Origin of the sequence: Quatrionicoccus australiensis (genome assembly GCF_020510525.1) — a bacterium.
Taxonomy (GTDB): Bacteria; Pseudomonadota; Gammaproteobacteria; order Burkholderiales; family Rhodocyclaceae; genus Azonexus; species Azonexus australiensis_B.
The window spans coordinates 169,611-185,990 of record NZ_CP075188.1 but is presented as its reverse complement, the minus strand read 5'-3'; the positions used below and the strand labels follow the sequence as shown (position 1 = coordinate 185,990).

At 61.1% G+C, this 16,380-nt stretch carries 18 protein-coding genes, 2 tRNA genes and 1 riboswitch; of the genes, 11 read left to right on the top strand and 9 right to left on the bottom strand.

From position 1 onward, the window contains the following. Window positions 1-37: 37 nt before the first annotated feature. The 6 genes from xerC to KI612_RS00870 are packed head-to-tail and all read right to left on the bottom strand — an operon-like array spanning window position 38 to window position 4,724. Complete coding sequence (xerC, locus tag KI612_RS00895; RefSeq protein WP_226441956.1) at window positions 38-940, bottom strand: tyrosine recombinase XerC; 903 nt, start codon at window positions 938-940, stop codon at window positions 38-40. Then, the gene (locus KI612_RS00890) at window positions 937-1,608 is read right to left on the bottom strand and encodes a DUF484 family protein (protein WP_226441955.1); all 672 of its coding nucleotides are present in this window, start codon (window positions 1,606-1,608) and stop codon (window positions 937-939) included. The genes xerC and KI612_RS00890 overlap by 4 nt, the downstream gene beginning before the upstream one ends. Further along, entirely contained in the window at window positions 1,605-2,435 is an 831-nt protein-coding gene (dapF, locus tag KI612_RS00885) for a diaminopimelate epimerase (RefSeq protein ID WP_226441954.1), read from the bottom strand. Before dapF ends, KI612_RS00890 begins: the two co-directional genes overlap by 4 nt. A 59-nt stretch (window positions 2,436-2,494) precedes the next feature. Next, window positions 2,495-2,998 carry a GNAT family N-acetyltransferase gene (locus tag KI612_RS00880; protein ID WP_226441953.1) on the bottom strand — a complete coding sequence of 168 codons (504 nt, stop codon included), beginning with the start codon at window positions 2,996-2,998 and terminating at the stop codon, window positions 2,495-2,497. Further along, the gene (locus KI612_RS00875; protein WP_226441952.1) at window positions 2,995-3,870 is read right to left on the bottom strand and encodes a lysophospholipid acyltransferase family protein; all 876 of its coding nucleotides are present in this window, start codon (window positions 3,868-3,870) and stop codon (window positions 2,995-2,997) included. The genes KI612_RS00880 and KI612_RS00875 overlap by 4 nt, the downstream gene beginning before the upstream one ends. Then, a complete protein-coding gene (locus KI612_RS00870) occupies window positions 3,867-4,724 on the bottom strand; it encodes a lysophospholipid acyltransferase family protein (protein WP_226441951.1) in 858 nt (285 codons plus the stop codon). The genes KI612_RS00875 and KI612_RS00870 overlap by 4 nt, the downstream gene beginning before the upstream one ends. Before the next feature lie 158 nt (window positions 4,725-4,882). On the opposite strand from KI612_RS00870, the gene metK reads away from it, so the two are divergent. From metK to KI612_RS00835, 8 genes are all read left to right on the top strand, one after another. Continuing rightward, window positions 4,883-6,046 (top strand): methionine adenosyltransferase, encoded by a 1,164-nt coding sequence (gene metK / locus KI612_RS00865; protein ID WP_226460191.1) that lies wholly within the window; start codon window positions 4,883-4,885, stop codon window positions 6,044-6,046. A gap of 8 nt (window positions 6,047-6,054) precedes the next feature. Further along, window positions 6,055-6,183 (top strand): methionine adenosyltransferase domain-containing protein, encoded by a 129-nt coding sequence (locus KI612_RS19805; RefSeq protein WP_404818069.1) that lies wholly within the window; start codon window positions 6,055-6,057, stop codon window positions 6,181-6,183. A gap of 236 nt (window positions 6,184-6,419) precedes the next feature. Further along, complete coding sequence (locus tag KI612_RS00860) at window positions 6,420-7,625, top strand: HD-GYP domain-containing protein (protein WP_226441950.1); 1,206 nt, start codon at window positions 6,420-6,422, stop codon at window positions 7,623-7,625. A gap of 20 nt (window positions 7,626-7,645) precedes the next feature. Beyond that, window positions 7,646-7,707, top strand: a riboswitch (S-adenosyl-L-homocysteine riboswitch). A gap of 81 nt (window positions 7,708-7,788) precedes the next feature. Further along, window positions 7,789-9,201 carry an adenosylhomocysteinase gene (gene ahcY / locus KI612_RS00855; protein ID WP_226441949.1) on the top strand — a complete coding sequence of 471 codons (1,413 nt, stop codon included), beginning with the start codon at window positions 7,789-7,791 and terminating at the stop codon, window positions 9,199-9,201. Between the two features lie 3 nt (window positions 9,202-9,204). After that, entirely contained in the window at window positions 9,205-9,555 is a 351-nt protein-coding gene (locus KI612_RS00850; RefSeq protein ID WP_226441948.1) for a phage holin family protein, read from the top strand. Beyond that, on the top strand, window positions 9,556-10,299 hold the full coding sequence (locus tag KI612_RS00845) for a TlyA family RNA methyltransferase (RefSeq protein WP_226441947.1): 744 nt from the start codon (window positions 9,556-9,558) through the stop codon (window positions 10,297-10,299). Further along, window positions 10,296-11,120: a methylenetetrahydrofolate reductase [NAD(P)H] gene (metF, locus tag KI612_RS00840; RefSeq protein WP_226441946.1), complete on the top strand. Its 825-nt coding sequence runs from the start codon at window positions 10,296-10,298 to the stop codon at window positions 11,118-11,120. Before KI612_RS00845 ends, metF begins: the two co-directional genes overlap by 4 nt. Before the next feature lie 36 nt (window positions 11,121-11,156). After that, window positions 11,157-11,351, top strand: coding sequence for a hypothetical protein (locus tag KI612_RS00835; RefSeq protein ID WP_226441945.1), 195 nt, complete (start codon window positions 11,157-11,159; stop codon window positions 11,349-11,351). A gap of 80 nt (window positions 11,352-11,431) precedes the next feature. On the opposite strand, the gene KI612_RS00830 is transcribed toward KI612_RS00835, so the two are convergent. Further along, a complete protein-coding gene (locus KI612_RS00830; protein ID WP_226441944.1) occupies window positions 11,432-12,256 on the bottom strand; it encodes a mechanosensitive ion channel family protein in 825 nt (274 codons plus the stop codon). A gap of 170 nt (window positions 12,257-12,426) precedes the next feature. Between KI612_RS00830 and KI612_RS00825 the strand changes: the two genes are divergently transcribed. Together KI612_RS00825 and KI612_RS00820 are read left to right on the top strand one after the other, a co-directional pair. Continuing rightward, a tRNA-Lys gene (locus tag KI612_RS00825) sits at window positions 12,427-12,502 on the top strand. Window positions 12,503-12,521: 19 nt separating this feature from the next. Further along, a tRNA-Lys gene (locus tag KI612_RS00820) sits at window positions 12,522-12,597 on the top strand. 67 nt (window positions 12,598-12,664) lie between these two features. On the opposite strand, the gene KI612_RS00815 is transcribed toward KI612_RS00820, so the two are convergent. Beyond that, a complete protein-coding gene (locus KI612_RS00815) occupies window positions 12,665-13,540 on the bottom strand; it encodes a dienelactone hydrolase family protein (RefSeq protein WP_226441940.1) in 876 nt (291 codons plus the stop codon). Window positions 13,541-13,561: 21 nt separating this feature from the next. After that, on the bottom strand, window positions 13,562-15,013 hold the full coding sequence (gene rng / locus KI612_RS00810; protein ID WP_226441938.1) for a ribonuclease G: 1,452 nt from the start codon (window positions 15,011-15,013) through the stop codon (window positions 13,562-13,564). 36 nt (window positions 15,014-15,049) lie between these two features. On the opposite strand from rng, the gene trhP reads away from it, so the two are divergent. Then, entirely contained in the window at window positions 15,050-16,342 is a 1,293-nt protein-coding gene (gene trhP, locus KI612_RS00805; RefSeq protein ID WP_226441937.1) for a prephenate-dependent tRNA uridine(34) hydroxylase TrhP, read from the top strand. Window positions 16,343-16,380: the final 38 nt, after the last annotated feature.

The window sequence follows — 16,380 nt, the reverse complement described above, 5'->3', positions numbered from 1 at the left end:
GTCGACCGCCTGCCACAGGCGATTTTGCCAGCCCGGATCAGGGCTTGCGCTTGGCCCGCGGATGCGCCGCATCGTAGGTTCGCGCCAGATGCTGGAAGTCGAGATGCGTATAAACCTGGGTCGACGCGATGCTGGCATGACCGAGCATTTCCTGCACCGCGCGCAGGTCGCCGGAGGACTGCAGCACATGCGAGGCGAACGAATGGCGCAGCATGTGCGGATGCACGTGGCGCGGCAGACCGAGCTGCACGGCACGCTTGGCCAGGCGATCCTCGATCACGCGATGACTGATCCGCCGGCCGCGCTGGCCAACGAACAAGGCCACCTCATCGGCACCGGCCAGTTGGTCGCGCACCTCGGCCCAGGCCGCCAGCGCCCGCTGCGCCATGCGCCCGACCGGCACGATGCGCGCCTTGCTGCGCTTGCCGAGCACCCTGACCTCGCCTTCGTGCAGGATGGAATCGAGCGCATCGCGGTCGAGCGCGGCCAGCTCGGCCAGACGCAGGCCGGAGGAATAGAACAGTTCGAACATCGCCGTATCGCGCGCCGCCAGCAGCGGATCGTCGTCGGCGAAAGGCTCGAGCAGGCGATTGACCTCATCGACCGACAAGGCCTTGGGCAACAGTTTGGGTGACTTCGGGGAACGCACGCCCTCGCACGGATTGGCCGGCACTGCGCCATGCCTGCCGAGCCAGGCGAAAAAGCCGCGCCAGGCCGACAGGGTGCGAGCCAGCGAGCGACCGCCCAGGCCTTGCGCGTGCATTTGGCCAATGAAGCGGCGAATCTGCTGGCCGTGCAATTCGGCGAGCGGCATTTCACCGGCCGCGCTCAGCAACTTGTCGAGATCGCGCCGGTAATTGCTGATCGTGTGCGGCGATAACCGGCGCTGCTCGGCCAGCTCGGCCAGCCAGGCAGCAACGGCGTCAGCCGCCTGACTCACAGAACGCTCTTGGTCACCCGGGCCAGCGCGGCCGAGACCATCTCGCCCAGACGTTCGAGATAGAGCGTGCCCATGTCGGCGTAAAAGCGCTGGGCTTCCTCGCTGCCCAGCGCGATCATGCCGATCGTGCCGCCACCGTTGCGCAGCGCGATCAGCGCCTGCGAACGGATGTGGTTGGCGTGCTCGCCGAACCACGAGGCCGTGCCGAAACCGGCGGTCGAGCCGCAATACGGCCGCCCCAGCGTTTCGGCAAAAACCTGCAACTCCTCGCTGACCGCAGCGAATTCCGGCAGATCATCGATATCGGCCGGCTTGTTCCACAGACGCAAGGCAACATGCGGCACCGAGAAATCGTCACGCAGGTGAAAATTGAGCAAATGGATGACCGCCTGGAAGGTTTCCGCGGCGACCAGGCCGACCGCCAGGCGATGCACCTTTTCGCTGATCGCGTCGTTTTCTTCGCCAAAGGCGATCAACTCGGCCAGCTTGCTTTCCGACTGGCGATTCTTCTCGCGCAGCGTCAGCATCTGCCGTTCGGCCAGCGAAATCGCCCGCCCGCCGTGCGGATGCGGCACGAAAATCTGCGCCACCAGATCGGCGTACTGCTCGAAGAAACCGGGATTGTTCTTCAGGTAATCGGCAACTTCTTCCGGGAACAGCGCGCTCATAATTCGATTTCTCCAGTGAATACAGTCATCGCCGGGCCGGTCATCAGGACCGGACGGCCGGGGCCGCCCCAGGCGATATTGAGGTCGCCGCCGCGCGTCGTGACGCGCACCGGCGAGTCGAGCAGGCCGCGGCGGATACCGGTGACCACGGCGGCGCAAGCGCCGGTGCCGCAAGCCAGCGTTTCGCCGGAACCGCGCTCGAAAACGCGCAGCTTGATCGCATGCCGGTCGACAACCTGCATGAAACCGGCGTTAACGCGTTGCGGGAATTGTTCGTGGTTTTCGATCAACGGACCGTGTTGACCGACCGGCGCCGTGTCTACGCTATCGACGACCTGTACGGCGTGCGGATTGCCCATCGAGACGACGCTGATTTCCAGCGTTTCGTCGGCCACATCGAGGTTGTAGATGACCACGTCCTCGTCGTGCAGGAAGGGAATCTCGGCCGGCAGGAAGCGCGGCTCGCCCATGTCCACGGTGACGCTGCCGTTCGCCTCGAGGCGCGGCGTAATGATGCCGCGCTTCGTCTCGACCTTGATCTCGCGCTTGTCGGTCAGGCCTTGCTCATGCACGAAACGCACGAAGCAGCGCGCGCCGTTGCCGCACTGCTCGACCTCGCTGCCGTCGGCATTGAAGATGCGGTAGCGGAAATCGACGCCGGCCTGGCCAGGCGCTTCGACAAGCAGGATCTGGTCGCAGCCGACACCGAAATTGCGGTCGGCCAGATAGCGCAGTTGTTCCGGCGTCAGGGAAACCGCCTGGCGGACGCCATCAAGGACAACGAAATCGTTGCCCAAACCATGCATTTTCGAGAATTTGAGCTTCACAAGCTGCTCCGTTGATTAATTAAAAAAGAATAACAGAGGCAGCAAGTTACCTCAAATTCTTAAAGTTTTTTCTCCATGATGAAATCGTCCATCACGAAGCCGCGGCCAATGTCGTCAACAATCGTTTCGCGCACGACGAAACCGTATTTCTTGTACGAACCGATCGCTTTTTCGTTGCGTTTGTTGACCGCCAGGATGACGCAGGGGTAACCCAGCTTTCTTGCCCGCTGTGCGACGTGCTCGATCAATTGGCCGCCAACGCCCTTGCGCTGCACATCCGGATGAATGTAGAGCTTGTCGAGCTTGAACTCGCCCTTGTAGATCTCGCTGAAGGCGAAGCCGACCCGGCGCCCGTCCTGGAAGGCCTGGTCCAGCCATTTGTCGGCATCTTCAAGATCATCGTACAGGCGCTCATGCCCGTAGCGCTGCTCGAGCATGAAGTCGATCTGGTCCTGGGTGATGATGCCCGGGTAGGTGGCTTGCCAGATTTCACGCGCCAACGACGAGATGGCCGGCACGTCGGGTGGCGTGACGGGACGAATTTCGATGTTCAGGCTGTTCATTTGTAAAACCTCTGTTCTCCGGGCGGCCGGGTCTTGAAGCGTTTATGCACCCAGAAATACTGCTCCGGCATGCGCAGCACCTGGCTTTCAATATACTGATTCACGTACAACGTATCGGCCTCAACGCTTTCACGTGGAAAATCCGTCCACGGCGGACTGATCTCGACCTCGTAACCATCTTCGACCTGGCGCGTGATTGCAGTCACCACGCGGGCACCGGTCAGGCGAACCAGACGCGAGACACCGGTGATGGTAGCTGCCGGAACGCCGAAAAAGGGCACGAAGATCGACTCCTTGGGGCCGTAATCCATATCGGTAAAATAATACAGCGGATAGCCCGCCTTGATCGCCTTGATGATCTTGCGCATGCCGTCCTGACGCGACAGCTGGATGCCTTCCTTGAAGCGCTTGCGGCCGTTCTGCATGACCCGCTCGAACACCTTGTTCTTCTGCTGCGAGTAGATGTTGCAGCCCTCGACATCCATGGTGATGCGCGTCGCCCCCGCATCGAGCCCGACGAAGTGGGCAGAAAGCAGGATGGTCGGCGCACCGCAGGAATCGGTAAGATGCTCCAGACCATGCACGCGGATGATGCGCTTCAGCCGCTCCGGCGATGCCCACCAGCCCAGGGTGCGATCAAGCACGGATTGGGCAAGGGCAATGAAATGGCGACGGGCGATGTCTTCGCGCTCGGCTTCCGTCTTTTCCGGGAAACACAGGCGCAGGTTGATCAGTGCGACATTGCGCCGTTCATGTCCGAAAGCATAGAGCAGTTTGCCCAACCCGCGGCCGATCAGGCGCAGGACAGGCAGGGGCAACCAGTGCAACAGCCAGAGGAAACCAAGAAGAAGATAGGTAAAGCCAGCCCTCATTGTGAAATCCCTTGTCGTTCTGGCGGCGCTTCGGCACCGGCAGGACGTTTGTAACGGTTATAGCCCCAGAGATATTGCTCCGGGCACTGGCGCACCAGGTGCTCGACCTCGGAATTTATCTGCTGCGCACGGTTGACCGTATCACCGGTGAGCTCAGTTTGCGGCGGTGCAAAATGAACGCGATAACCGCGCCCATCCGGCAGTCGCTCGCCCCAGGTCATCAGCGTCGTCGCCGCGGTTTCGGTCAGGCGGGCGGCCAGCGTCATCGTATAGGCCGGGCGACCGAAGAAATCCAGCCAGACACCTTCGCCGGTCTTCGGTGCCTGGTCGGGCAGCAAACCAACCGCCTGGCCACGTTTGAGTGCCTTGATCAGCGAACGGACGCCGGACAGATCAGCCGGTGCCAGGTGCAGTTGTTCGCGCTGGCGGCCGGTCTCGATCAGGTACTGGAAACTGGCATTTTTCGGTGGTCGATAGAGCACGGTGATCGGAAAGTGCGACGACAGATACTGGGCCGTAATCTCGAAACAACCGAGATGCGGCGTCAGGAAAACGATGCCTTTGCCGCTCGCCCTGGCTGCCTCGACATGCGTCCAGCCGACGACCTCGACCACCTGCTCGCAAGCCTCATCCAGCGTCCGCATCCAGATGCGCGACAACTCCAGCATCTGCTTGCCGGACTCGGCGGCCGCCGCCAGACGCAAAGCCGGATCCATGCCGGCCTGGGCGAGATTCTCGCGCAAGTGCCGGCGATAGGTCGGCGACAACCAGTAGGCCAGGCGCCCAAGGGCCCCACCCAGCACATGCACCAGCCACAACGGCAGCCAGCCGAGAAAACGGAAGATAGAAACCATGCTGCTCCGGGGGTTGAAACCTGCCGAGAAAAGTTTAGTATTATCCGTTCGCCGAGTTAAAGAGACAACTTGCGGGGCGACTAATAAATACCGCTAAAGCGTCGCCCGCTCGTGGTCCGAAGCCGGTAACGCCGGACCAAGGACCGAATGGAGTAGCCATGAGCGAGTATTTCTTTACCTCGGAATCTGTTTCCGAAGGTCATCCGGACAAGGTTTCCGACCAGATTTCCGATGCCATCCTCGATGCCATCCTGGCCCAGGACAAGCATTCCCGCGTTGCTGCCGAAACCCTGTGCAACACCGGCCTGGTTGTCCTGGCCGGTGAAATCACCACCAACGCCAACGTCGATTACATCCAGGTTGCCCGCGACACCATCAAGCGCATCGGCTACGACAATACCGAATACGGCATCGACTACAAAGGCTGCGCCGTGCTCGTCGCCTACGACAAGCAGAGCCCGGACATCGCCCAGGGCGTGGACAAGGCCTACGACGACAATCTCAATCAGGGCGCCGGCGACCAGGGCCTGATGTTCGGCTACGCCTGCGACGAAACCCCGTCGCTGATGCCGCTGCCGATCTACCTGTCGCACCGCCTCGTCGAGCGCCAGGCCATGCTGCGCAAGGATGGCCGCCTGCCGTGGGCGCGTCCGGATGCCAAGTCGCAGGTCACCATCAAGTACGTCGATGGCAAACCCTACTGCATTGACACCGTCGTGCTGTCCACCCAGCACTCGCCGGACATCAGCCTGGAAGACCTGCGCGAATCGACCATCGAACAGATCATCAAGCCGGTGTTGCCGAAAGAACTGATCAAGGGCGACATCAAGTTCCTGGTCAACCCGACCGGCCGCTTCGTTGTCGGCGGCCCGCAGGGCGACTGCGGCCTGACCGGCCGCAAGATCATCGTCGACACCTATGGCGGGGCCGCGCCGCACGGCGGTGGCGCCTTCTCCGGCAAGGATCCGTCCAAGGTTGACCGCTCCGCTGCCTACGCCACCCGCTACGTCGCCAAGAACATTGTCGCCGCCGGTCTGGCCTCGCGCTGCCTGGTGCAGGTTTCCTACGCCATCGGCGTCGCCGAACCGACCTCGATCATGGTCGAAACCTACGGCACCGGCAAAGTCAGCAACGAAACCCTGACCGCACTGATCCGCAAGCACTTCGACCTGCGCCCGAAGGGCATCGTTAACATGCTTGACCTGCTGCGCCCGATCTACCAGAAAACCGCCGCCTACGGCCACTTCGGCCGCGACGAACCGGAATTCACCTGGGAGGCGACGGATCGCGCGGCAGTGCTGCGCAACGACGCCGGGCTGTAAGCGCCAGCTTGCTTGACCTGCTGCGCCCGATCTACCAGAAAACCGCCGCCTACGGCCACTTCGGCCGCGACGAACCGGAATTCACCTGGGAGGCGACGGATCGCGCGGCAGTGCTGCGCAACGACGCCGGGCTGTAAGCGCCAGCTTGCAGCCCTGGCGAAGCCGCGAATCTTCGCCGGATGAGGCTAACCTGGCCGCTCGCCGGCCAGGTTAAGGCACATTGTGCCGGCCGAAGCCAACTCGACGGATCGCGCGGCAGTGCTGCGCAACGACGCCGGGCTGTAAGCACGAAGAGCACAACTGGCGAGGCCAGCATTCTCGCCGCATACAAAAAGGGAGCTACGGCTCCCTTTTTTCGTTAAAATTAACAAATATGCTCAAAAAAATCTCCGTTGAACATGTTCGTCTCGGCATGCACCTGCAGGCATTCTGCGGCGCCTGGCTGGACCATCCGTTCTGGCGGACCAAGTTTGTTCTGACCGATCCGAAAGACATCGCCCTGATCCAGGAAAGCCAGATCAAGGAAGTCTGGATCAACCTGGCCAAGGGTCTGGACATCGAACCCGGCGAAGAAAGTGGCAATCTGGAGGCGTCGACCGCCGAGGAAATCCCGGCCCCGCCACCGGAAAGCGTTGCCAAAACCTCCTTCAACGATGAAGTAAAGCGCGCGGCAAAAATCTGCGCACGCGGCAAGGAAGCCGTTGTCTCGATGTTCCAGGAAGCACGCATGGGCAAGGCGATCGAGGCCGAAGCGGCGGCACCGCTGGTTGAAGAAATTTCCAATTCGGTGATGCGCAACCCGGGCGCCCTGATCAGCCTGGCCCGTCTGAAGACCTCCGACGATTACACCTACATGCACTCGGTCGCCGTCTGCGCCCTGATGATTGCACTCTCTCGCCAGCTTGGCCTGAGTGAGGAACAGACCCGCGACGCCGGCATGGCGGGCCTGCTGCACGACCTTGGCAAGGCGCTGATTCCCAATGAAATACTGAGCAAGCCCGGCAAGCTGACCGATGCCGAATTCGCCATCATCAAGACCCACCCGGCTGAAGGTCACAAGCTTCTGCTCTCAGGCCAGGGCATCAGCGACGTGGTCAAGGATGTCTGCCTGCATCACCATGAAAAGGTTGATGGCAGCGGTTATCCCAAAGCACTGAATGGCGAGACACTGAGCCTGTTCGCCAAGATGGGTGCAGTCTGCGACGTCTATGACGCGATCACCTCGAACCGCCCGTACAAGGCGGGCTGGGACCCGGCCGAATCGATCAAGCGCATGGCCGAATGGAAAGGCCATTTCGACCCGCAAGTCTTCCAGGCCTTCGTCAAGAGCCTGGGCATCTACCCGATCGGTTCGCTGGTTCGCCTGGAATCGGGCAAGCTCGGCGTTGTTACCGAGCAAGGCGAGCAGTCGCTGCTCAAGCCCAGGGTCAAAGTTTTCTTTTCGACCAGATCGCAGGCCTACATCAAACCCGAAACCATTGATCTGGCGCGCAGTGCCGAGAAAATTGCCGGCCGCGAGGATGCCGAAAAATGGGGTATCAAGGATGTTGACCGCTACTGGGCTGCCGAAACAGCCTGAAAGCGGTTTATAATCCGCAACCTACCGAGGGGCGCTGCAGGAGATTTCTCCCAGGCTCGGTTTAAAACGGCGCTCACTGATCAACCCTGCCGGGCGCAGGGGGCCGCCGGTGAGCAACAACGCCGTTATTCCCCTCCCCGTCACAGTTATTTAGGAGCTTACTGTGGCTGAATTCAAAGACTACGTTATTGCCGATCTTTCCCTTGCCGACTGGGGTCGCAAGGAAATCCTCATTGCCGAAGGCGAAATGCCCGGCCTGATGGCCATTCGCGAAGAATTCGCGAAGACCCAGCCGCTCAAGGGCGCGCGCATCACCGGTTCGCTGCACATGACCATCCAGACCGCCGTGCTGATCGAGACGCTGACCGCGCTCGGCGCCGAAGTCCGCTGGGCTTCCTGCAACATCTTCTCGACGCAGGATCACGCTGCCGCTGCGATCGCCGCGCAGAACATCCCGGTCTTCGCCGTCAAGGGCGAAACCCTCGTTGATTACTGGGATTACACGCACCGCATCTTCGAATGGGCCGATGGCGGTTATTCGAACATGATCCTCGACGACGGCGGCGATGCCACCCTGCTGCTGCATCTCGGCGCCCGTGCCGAGAAGGACATCTCGATTCTGGCCAAGCCGGGTTCGGAAGAAGAAACCATCCTGTTCGCCGCCATCAAGGCCAAGCTGGCTGTCGATCCGACCTGGTATTCCGTGCGTCTGGCCCAGATCAAGGGCGTCACCGAAGAAACCACCACCGGCGTGCATCGCCTGTACCAGATGCATGCGCGCGGCGAACTCAAGTTCCCCGGCATCAACGTCAATGACTCGGTGACCAAGTCCAAGTTTGACAACCTCTACGGCTGCCGCGAATCGCTGGTCGACGGCATCAAGCGCGCCACCGACGTGATGATCGCTGGCAAGATCGCCGTCATCGCCGGTTACGGCGACGTGGGCAAGGGCTCGGCCCAGGCCATGCGCGCCCTGTCGGCACAAGTCTGGGTTACCGAAATCGACCCGATCTGCGCCCTGCAGGCCGCGATGGAAGGCTACCGCGTCGTCACCATGGAATACGCTGCCGACAAGGCCGACATCTTTGTCACCACGACCGGCAACTTCCACGTCATCACGCATGACCACATGGCCGCGATGAAGAACAACGCCATCGTCTGCAACATCGGTCACTTCGACAACGAAATCGACGTCGCCTCGATCGAGAAGTACCAGTGGGAAGAGATCAAGCCGCAAGTCGATCACGTCATCTTCCCGGACGGCAAGCGCATCATCCTGCTCGCCAAGGGCCGCCTGGTTAACCTCGGCTGCGGTACGGGCCATCCGTCCTACGTGATGTCGTCGTCCTTCGCGAATCAGACCATCGCCCAGATCGAACTGTGGACGGAAGCCGTCAAGGGTTCGAACAAGTACCCGGTCGGCGTTTACACGCTGCCCAAGCACCTGGACGAAAAGGTCGCCCGTCTGCAACTGAAGACGCTGAACGCCCAGCTGTCGGAACTGACCGACGAACAGGCCGCCTATATCAGCGTACCGAAGGAAGGCCCGTACAAGGCCGACCACTACCGCTACTAAGCCATGCGCCTGCTTGCCATCTGGACCATCAACGCGCTCGCCCTGCTGGCGCTGCCGTATGTCGTGCCGTCGGTCCAGGTGGCGAGTTTCGGCACGGCTTTGCTCGTCGCCCTCGTTCTCGGGCTGATCAACGCCGTGCTGCGCCCGCTGCTGATTCTGCTGACCCTGCCGGTGACCTTGCTGACGCTGGGCCTGTTCATTTTCGTGATCAACGCCCTGCTCTTCCAGCTCGCCGGCAATCTGGTCGACGGCTTCAATGTCGGCGGCTTCTCGTCTGCCTTGCTCGGTTCCATCGTTTACAGCCTGATTTCCTGGGCACTCAGCGCCATCCTCTTTTCACCGGGAAAACGCTGAGTGGCACGCGCCGACCAACTGCTCGTCGAAAGCGGCCTCGCCGCTTCGCGCACAGCCGCCCAGCGGCTGATCGCGGCCGGCCGGGTGAGCTGGCCGGGCGGCATCGTCAAGAAACCGGCGCTGGATTTGCCCTCTGAAACGACGTTGACCGTACAGAGTGATCCGGAAGACCGTTTCGTCTCGCGCGGCGGCCTCAAACTGGCCGGCGCACTGACCGAAACCGGCATTTCAGTTGGCAACAAGCACTGCCTCGATGTCGGCCAGTCCACCGGCGGTTTCAGCGACTGCCTGCTGCAGGCCGGGGCCGGCCACGTGGTCGGGGTCGATGTCGGACACGGCCAGTTGAGTCGCCGCCTGTTCGGCGAAGCGCGCCTGACCGCCATCGAAGGCATCAACTGTCGCAACCTGACCGCCGCCGATCTGGGCGAGCATTTTCCGGCCAGCGGTTTCGATCTCATCGTCGGCGATGTCTCCTTCATTTCGATGACGCTGATCCTGCCGCAACTGCCGGCCCTGCTCGCCGATCAGGGTGACATCCTGGTGCTGGTCAAGCCGCAGTTCGAAGTCGGCCCGGAAAACATCGGCAAGGGCGGCATCGTGCGCGACCCTGCGCTGTACGGCGAAGTCGAAGGCAAGCTGCGCAAAACGGCCCAAAATCTCGGGTTGACCGTCCGGCAATGGCTGGACAGTCCGATCACCGGCGGCGACGGTAACCGCGAATTCTTCATCTGGTTGAAAAAATGAACAAAGAAATCTCCATCGAGTTTTTCCCGCCGCAAACGCCGGAAGGCGTCGATAAGCTGCGTGCTGTGCGCGCCGAGCTGGCCAAACTCAATCCCGCCTTCTTCTCAGTAACTTACGGTGCCGGCGGCTCGACGCGCGAGCGCACCTTCTCGGTGGTCAAGGAAATCGCCGCCGAGGGCTTCGACGCCGCACCGCACCTGTCGTGCATCGGCTCGACGCGCGACTCGATCCGCGAGATCCTCGGCGAATACAAGGCCGCCGGCATCAAGCGCACGGTTGCCCTGCGCGGTGACCTGCCTTCGGGCATGGCCGAAACCGGTGAATTCCGCTACGCCAACGAACTGGTCGAATTCATCCGCGCCGAAACCGGCGACTGGTTCAGCATCGAAGTCGCCGCCTACCCGGAATGGCACCCGCAGGCACGCAGCCCGAAGGACGACCTCGATGCCTTCGCGCGCAAGGTCAAGGCCGGCGCCAATTCGGCAATCACGCAGTATTTCTACAACGCCGACGCTTACTTCCATTTCGTCGATGAAGCCAAGGCGCTCGGCGTCGACGTGCCCATCGTCCCCGGCATCATGCCCATCGTCGGCTTCACCAAGCTGGCCCGTTTCTCGGATGCCTGCGGCGCCGACATCCCGCGCTGGATGCGCAAGAAGTTCGAGAGCTTCGGCGACGATGCCGACTCGATCCGCGCCTTCGGCCTCGATGTCGTCACCGAACTGTGCGAACGTCTGCTCCAGGGCGGCGCCCCCGGCCTGCATTTCTACTCAATGAACCAGTCGGCGCTGACCACGGAAATCTGCAAGCGTCTCGGCTGAGCAAACCCGCAATCACGGCAAGGGATAGGTGAAGACATGAAGGCAAGCGCACTGATCGTCGCCGCAACACTGCTCTGCACCACCGTCTGGGCCGGCCCAGCTGCCTGGTACAAGTGGCGCAGCCCGTCCGCCGACATTGAGATCTGCGCACAGTTTTCACCAGGCGACGACTGGGTTGCGGTCAAGGGACCCTTCGCGGACTCCGGCTGCAAAAAGCCGTTCAAGGAATAAAAGTCGGAAAGTCTTCCGCGAAAAGCTGCTTTCCCTGCAAAGAGCCCGTCACCCGACGGGCTCCTTTTTTTCCGACGGACTCAGGCCGCCTGCGTGACTATCACGCTCTGGGCCGGCATCGGCGCCGGGAAACCGGCATCGGCCAGGGCTTCACGCAAGACCTTGTTGCAATCGAAATAAACCTGCCAGTAATTGTCGTTATGGCAATACGGCCGTACCGCCAGCACCGGGCCAACCAGATTGAAATCCAGAATTTCGACATCGACCTTGGGCTCGGGCAAGACATTCGCTACCAACGCAATCTTTTCACGTAACAAAACCATGGCTGCCTGATGATCGGCAGCGCCCGACAACTGGCATTTCAAATCAACCCGGCGGAAAGGGTTGACCGTAAAGTTCTGGATCGTGTCGCCAAAAACCTTGTTGTTGCCGATGATGGTCTGCACGTTGTCCGGCGTATTCAGGGTCGTCGTGAAGAGGCCAAGCTCGGTCACGGTACCGGTCACGCCGGCGATGGTGACAAAATCGCCCACCTTCATCGGGCGCAGGACGACCAGGAAGGCACCCGCAGCAAAATGTGCCAGCAGGCCGGACCAGGCCATGCCGATGGCGACGCCGGCCGCGGCAATCAAGGCCGCGAAGGTCGTCGTCTGGATACCGAAATAACCCAAAATACCAACCACCAGCAGCACATTCAGGGTCACCGAAATCACCGAGCCGAGGTAGCGCAACACGGTTGGATCAACCTTCTGGCGCTCCAGCGAAGCACGCACCATGTTCAAGGCGACACCGATCAACCAGCGGCCAACGACCCAGAAAACGATTGCCGCCAGGATTTTCAGGCCAATATCGGTGGCCGTTGTCAGTAAAAGATCCTGATAGCGGGAAATATCCTGTTCTGTCATCGCAATCCTCCAAAAATTTTAAATTTCAATCACTTGGACAACAAATGTTGCCAACGGAGGCATTTTAGCCAGCGAATCCCTTTGGATACCCGGCAAAAACAATTCTTCACAAAGCAAAAAGTGCGTTGACGACCCCATGCGGCATCTATATAATTCGCGGCTCCCTAGGCGGGTCGGTAGCTCAGTCGGTAGAGCAGCGGACTTTTAATCCGTTGGTCGCGAGTTCGAATCTCGCCCGACCCACCAGTCGGAAAAAGGGAAATCTGGGGCGCTAGCTCAGTTGGTAGAGCAGCGGACTCTTAATCCGTAGGTCGACAGTTCGAATCTGTCGCGCCCCACCAGATTCTAAAAAGGCCAGTCGATGACTGGCCTTTTTTCATTTCCGGTTTCCCATTCCCAATTTCCTGATCAGACCCCGTTGCGGGCAAACCAGGCCAGCATGCGCTGCCAGCCATCTTCGGCTTCCGGCTTGCGGTAGCTCGGCCGATAGTCGGCGTGGAAGGCATGCGGTGCATTGTCGTAAACCTCGATGTGCGAAGCCCGTGCCGCCGCGTTGCCCTGCTTGAGGGCTGCCTCCATCGCCTCGACGGTTTCCAGCGGAATGCCGGTATCGAGACCGCCATACAGGCCGAGCACCGGCGCCTGCAATTGTCCAACGAGATCAATCGGATATTTCGGCATGAATTCGCTTGTCGCCCCGACCAGACGACCGTACCAGGCAACCCCGGCCTTGAGCTGCGGATTGTGGGCGGCATACAGCCAGGTGATACGCCCGCCCCAGCAGAAGCCGGTGATCGCCAGCCGTTTGCCATCGGCTCCTTGCCCGGCCGCCCAGGCGACGCAGGCATCAAGATCGGCCAGCACCTGCGCATCCGGCGTCTTGTTGACGATATTGGCAAGAATATCGGGAATGCTGCTGGTCAGACGCGGATCGCCCTGCCGGGCAAACAATTCGGGCGCAATCGCGCAGTAACCCAGCTTGGCGAGGCGGCGGCAAACGTCCTTGATGTACTCATGCACACCGAATATCTCCGAGACAACCAGCACGACCGGCGCCTTGGCCTTGCCTGCAGGCGTCGCGCGGTAGGCAACCATTTCGCCATCACCGACCGGTACCTTGACCTCGCCTGCCAACAGGCCGGCAACATCGGTACTGATCGCCGTCTGCGCCATCACCGGCTGTACGGCCGCGGCAAAACCTGCGCCCAGGCTGGTCACGAGAAATCTCCGGCGATCGAAGGACTGTGCCGGAACAAGACTGTCGAACTCGGGATCGGTTTGCATGCGCCTGTCTCCATTTTCTGATTACATCAAAACAATGTCGTACTGCTCCGGTGAGTAGCTCGGCTCCGACTGCAGGGAAACCGGCTTCTCGATGAAGTCGGAAAGCATGGCCAGCGCCTGCGACTCTTCGTCAAGGAAGAGATCAACGACGGCCGGCCCGGCCAGGATGCGGTATTCGCGGGCATTGAACTGACGCGCCTCGCGCAGCAGCTCGCGCAGGATTTCGTAGGCCACGGTGCGCGCCGTCTTGACCTCGCCGCGCCCGCCACAGGTCGGACAGGGCTGGCAGAGGATGTGGGCGAGCGATTCGCGCGTCCGTTTGCGCGTCATCTCGACCAGACCAAGTGCCGTGAAGCCGTTGACCGTCAGGCGCGTATGGTCGCGCGCCAGCGCCTTGTTGAATTCCTCGAGCACGGCCTTCTTGTGCTCTTCGTTTTCCATGTCGATGAAATCGACGATGATGATGCCGCCCAGGTTGCGCAGGCGCAGCTGGCGGGCGATGGTGACGGCGGCTTCGAGATTGGTCTTGAAGATGGTGTCGTCGAAATTGCGCACGCCGACGAAACCGCCGGTATTGACGTCGATGGTGGTCATCGCCTCGGTCTGGTCGATGATCAGGTAGCCGCCCGACTTGAGATCGACGCGGCGGGCCAGCGCCTTCTGGATTTCTTCCTCGACGCCGTAGAGATCGAACAGCGGTCGCTGGCCAATGTAGTGATCAAGCAAGGGCAGTACGGCCGGCGTGTATTCCTCGGCAAAGCCGGTCAGTTTCTGAAAGTTTTCGCGCGAGTCGATGACGATGCGGCCGGTTTCCGGATTGACGAAGTCACGCAGTACGCGCTGGCCGAGCGACAGCTCCTGATAGAGCACGCTGGGCGGTGGCGAAACGCGGGCCTTTTCGCGAATGTCGGCCCAGGTCTTGCGCAGGTAGGCGATGTCGTTGGCGAACTCCTGGTCGCTGGCATTCTCGGCCATGGTGCGGACGATGAAACCGCCCTTCTCGTCAGCCGGCACGAGGCGGGTGATCTTCTCGCGCAACATCTCGCGCTCGGCTTCGGACTCGATGCGCTGCGAAATGCCGATATGTTTTTCCTGCGGCAGATAGACCAGCATGCGGCCGGCGATCGAAATCTGCGTCGACAAGCGGGCGCCCTTGGTCCCGATCGGGTCCTTGACGACCTGCACGAGAACGCTCTGACCGTCGAAGAGGATTTTCTCGATCGGCCGCTCGGTGGCCGTCTCGCGCGGTTGCCAGATATCGGCAACATGCAGGAAAGCGGTGCGTTCAAGCCCGACATCGACGAATGCCGACTGCATGCCGGGCAGGATGCGCACGACGCGTCCGAGATAGACATTACCGACCAGACCGCGGCTGGCGGTGCGCTCGATATGCAATTCCTGGACAACGCCTTGTTGCATCACGGCAACGCGGGTCTCCTGCGGCGTGAAATTGATCAGTATTTCTTCGCTCATACACTCTACAATTCGCGGTTTTTGCTGGATTCTACTATGCGCAAGGCGCCTGAACTTCTCGCCCCTGCCGGCTCGCTCGAAATGATGCGCACCGCCTTCGATTTCGGTGCCGACGCAATCTACGCCGGACAGCCGCGTTACAGCCTGCGCGTGCGCAACAACTCCTTCAGCACCATAGGCGCGCTCAAGGAAGGCATCGACGAAGCCCACGCCCGCGGCAAGCAGTTTTTTGTCGTCAGCAACATCTTCCCGCACAACGCCAAGCTCACCACCTATCTTGCCGACATGGCGCCGGTCATCGAACTGAAGCCGGACGCGCTGATCATGTCAGACCCCGGCCTGATCGACATGGTTCGCGAAACCTGGCCGGACCAGGCGGTCCACCTCTCGGTCCAGTCCAATACCGTGAACTGGGCGGCCGTGCGTTTCTGGAAGAAGCTCGGGCTCACCCGCATCATCCTGTCGCGCGAACTGTCGCTCGACGAAGTCGCCGAAATCCGCCAGCAATGCCCGGACATCGAACTCGAAGTCTTCATCCACGGCGCGCTGTGCATCGCCTATTCCGGCCGCTGCCTGCTCTCCGGCTACTTCAATCACCGCGATCCGAATCAGGGCAGTTGCACCAACTCCTGCCGCTGGGATTACAAGGTGTCGAGCTCGGACAAGCCCGGCGAGACACTGAACCAGCCGGTACAGTTCTACAGCCACCCCGACCAGGAAATCCTGCTCGAAGAACGCCAGCGTCCGGGCGAACTGATGCCGATCGAGGAAGACGAGCACGGCACCTACATCATGAACTCCAAGGACCTGCGCGCCATCGAGCATGTCCAGCGCCTGGTCGAGATCGGCGTCGATTCGCTGAAGATCGAGGGCCGCACCAAGAGCCCGTATTACGTCGCACGCACCGCGCAATCCTATCGCCAGGCGATCGACGATGCCGTCGCCGGCCGGCCGCTCGACCCGAAACTGCTCAGCGAACTGGAAGGCCTCGCCAACCGCGGCTACACCGATGGCTTCTACCAGCGCCACCACGATGCCGATTACCAGAACTACCTGCGCGGCCATTCGGAATCGGAACGCAGCCTCTACGTCGGTGACGCCGTGCGTTTCGACGAGGTACGCGGCCTGATGGAAATCGAGGTCAAAAACAAGTTTACCGTCGGCGACCGCCTCGAATGCGTGCATCCGGCCGGCAACCATGTCTGGCAACTGCTGCGCATGGAAAACAAGGCCGGCGAGGCCATCACCGTCGCGCCGGGCAGCGGTCACCGGGTCTGGGTTGATTTGCCGGCCTTGTACACCAAATCCTTCGTCGCGCGTTTTGTGTAATTACCCCTACAAAACACCCGGGAATCTGATTTGTGCAC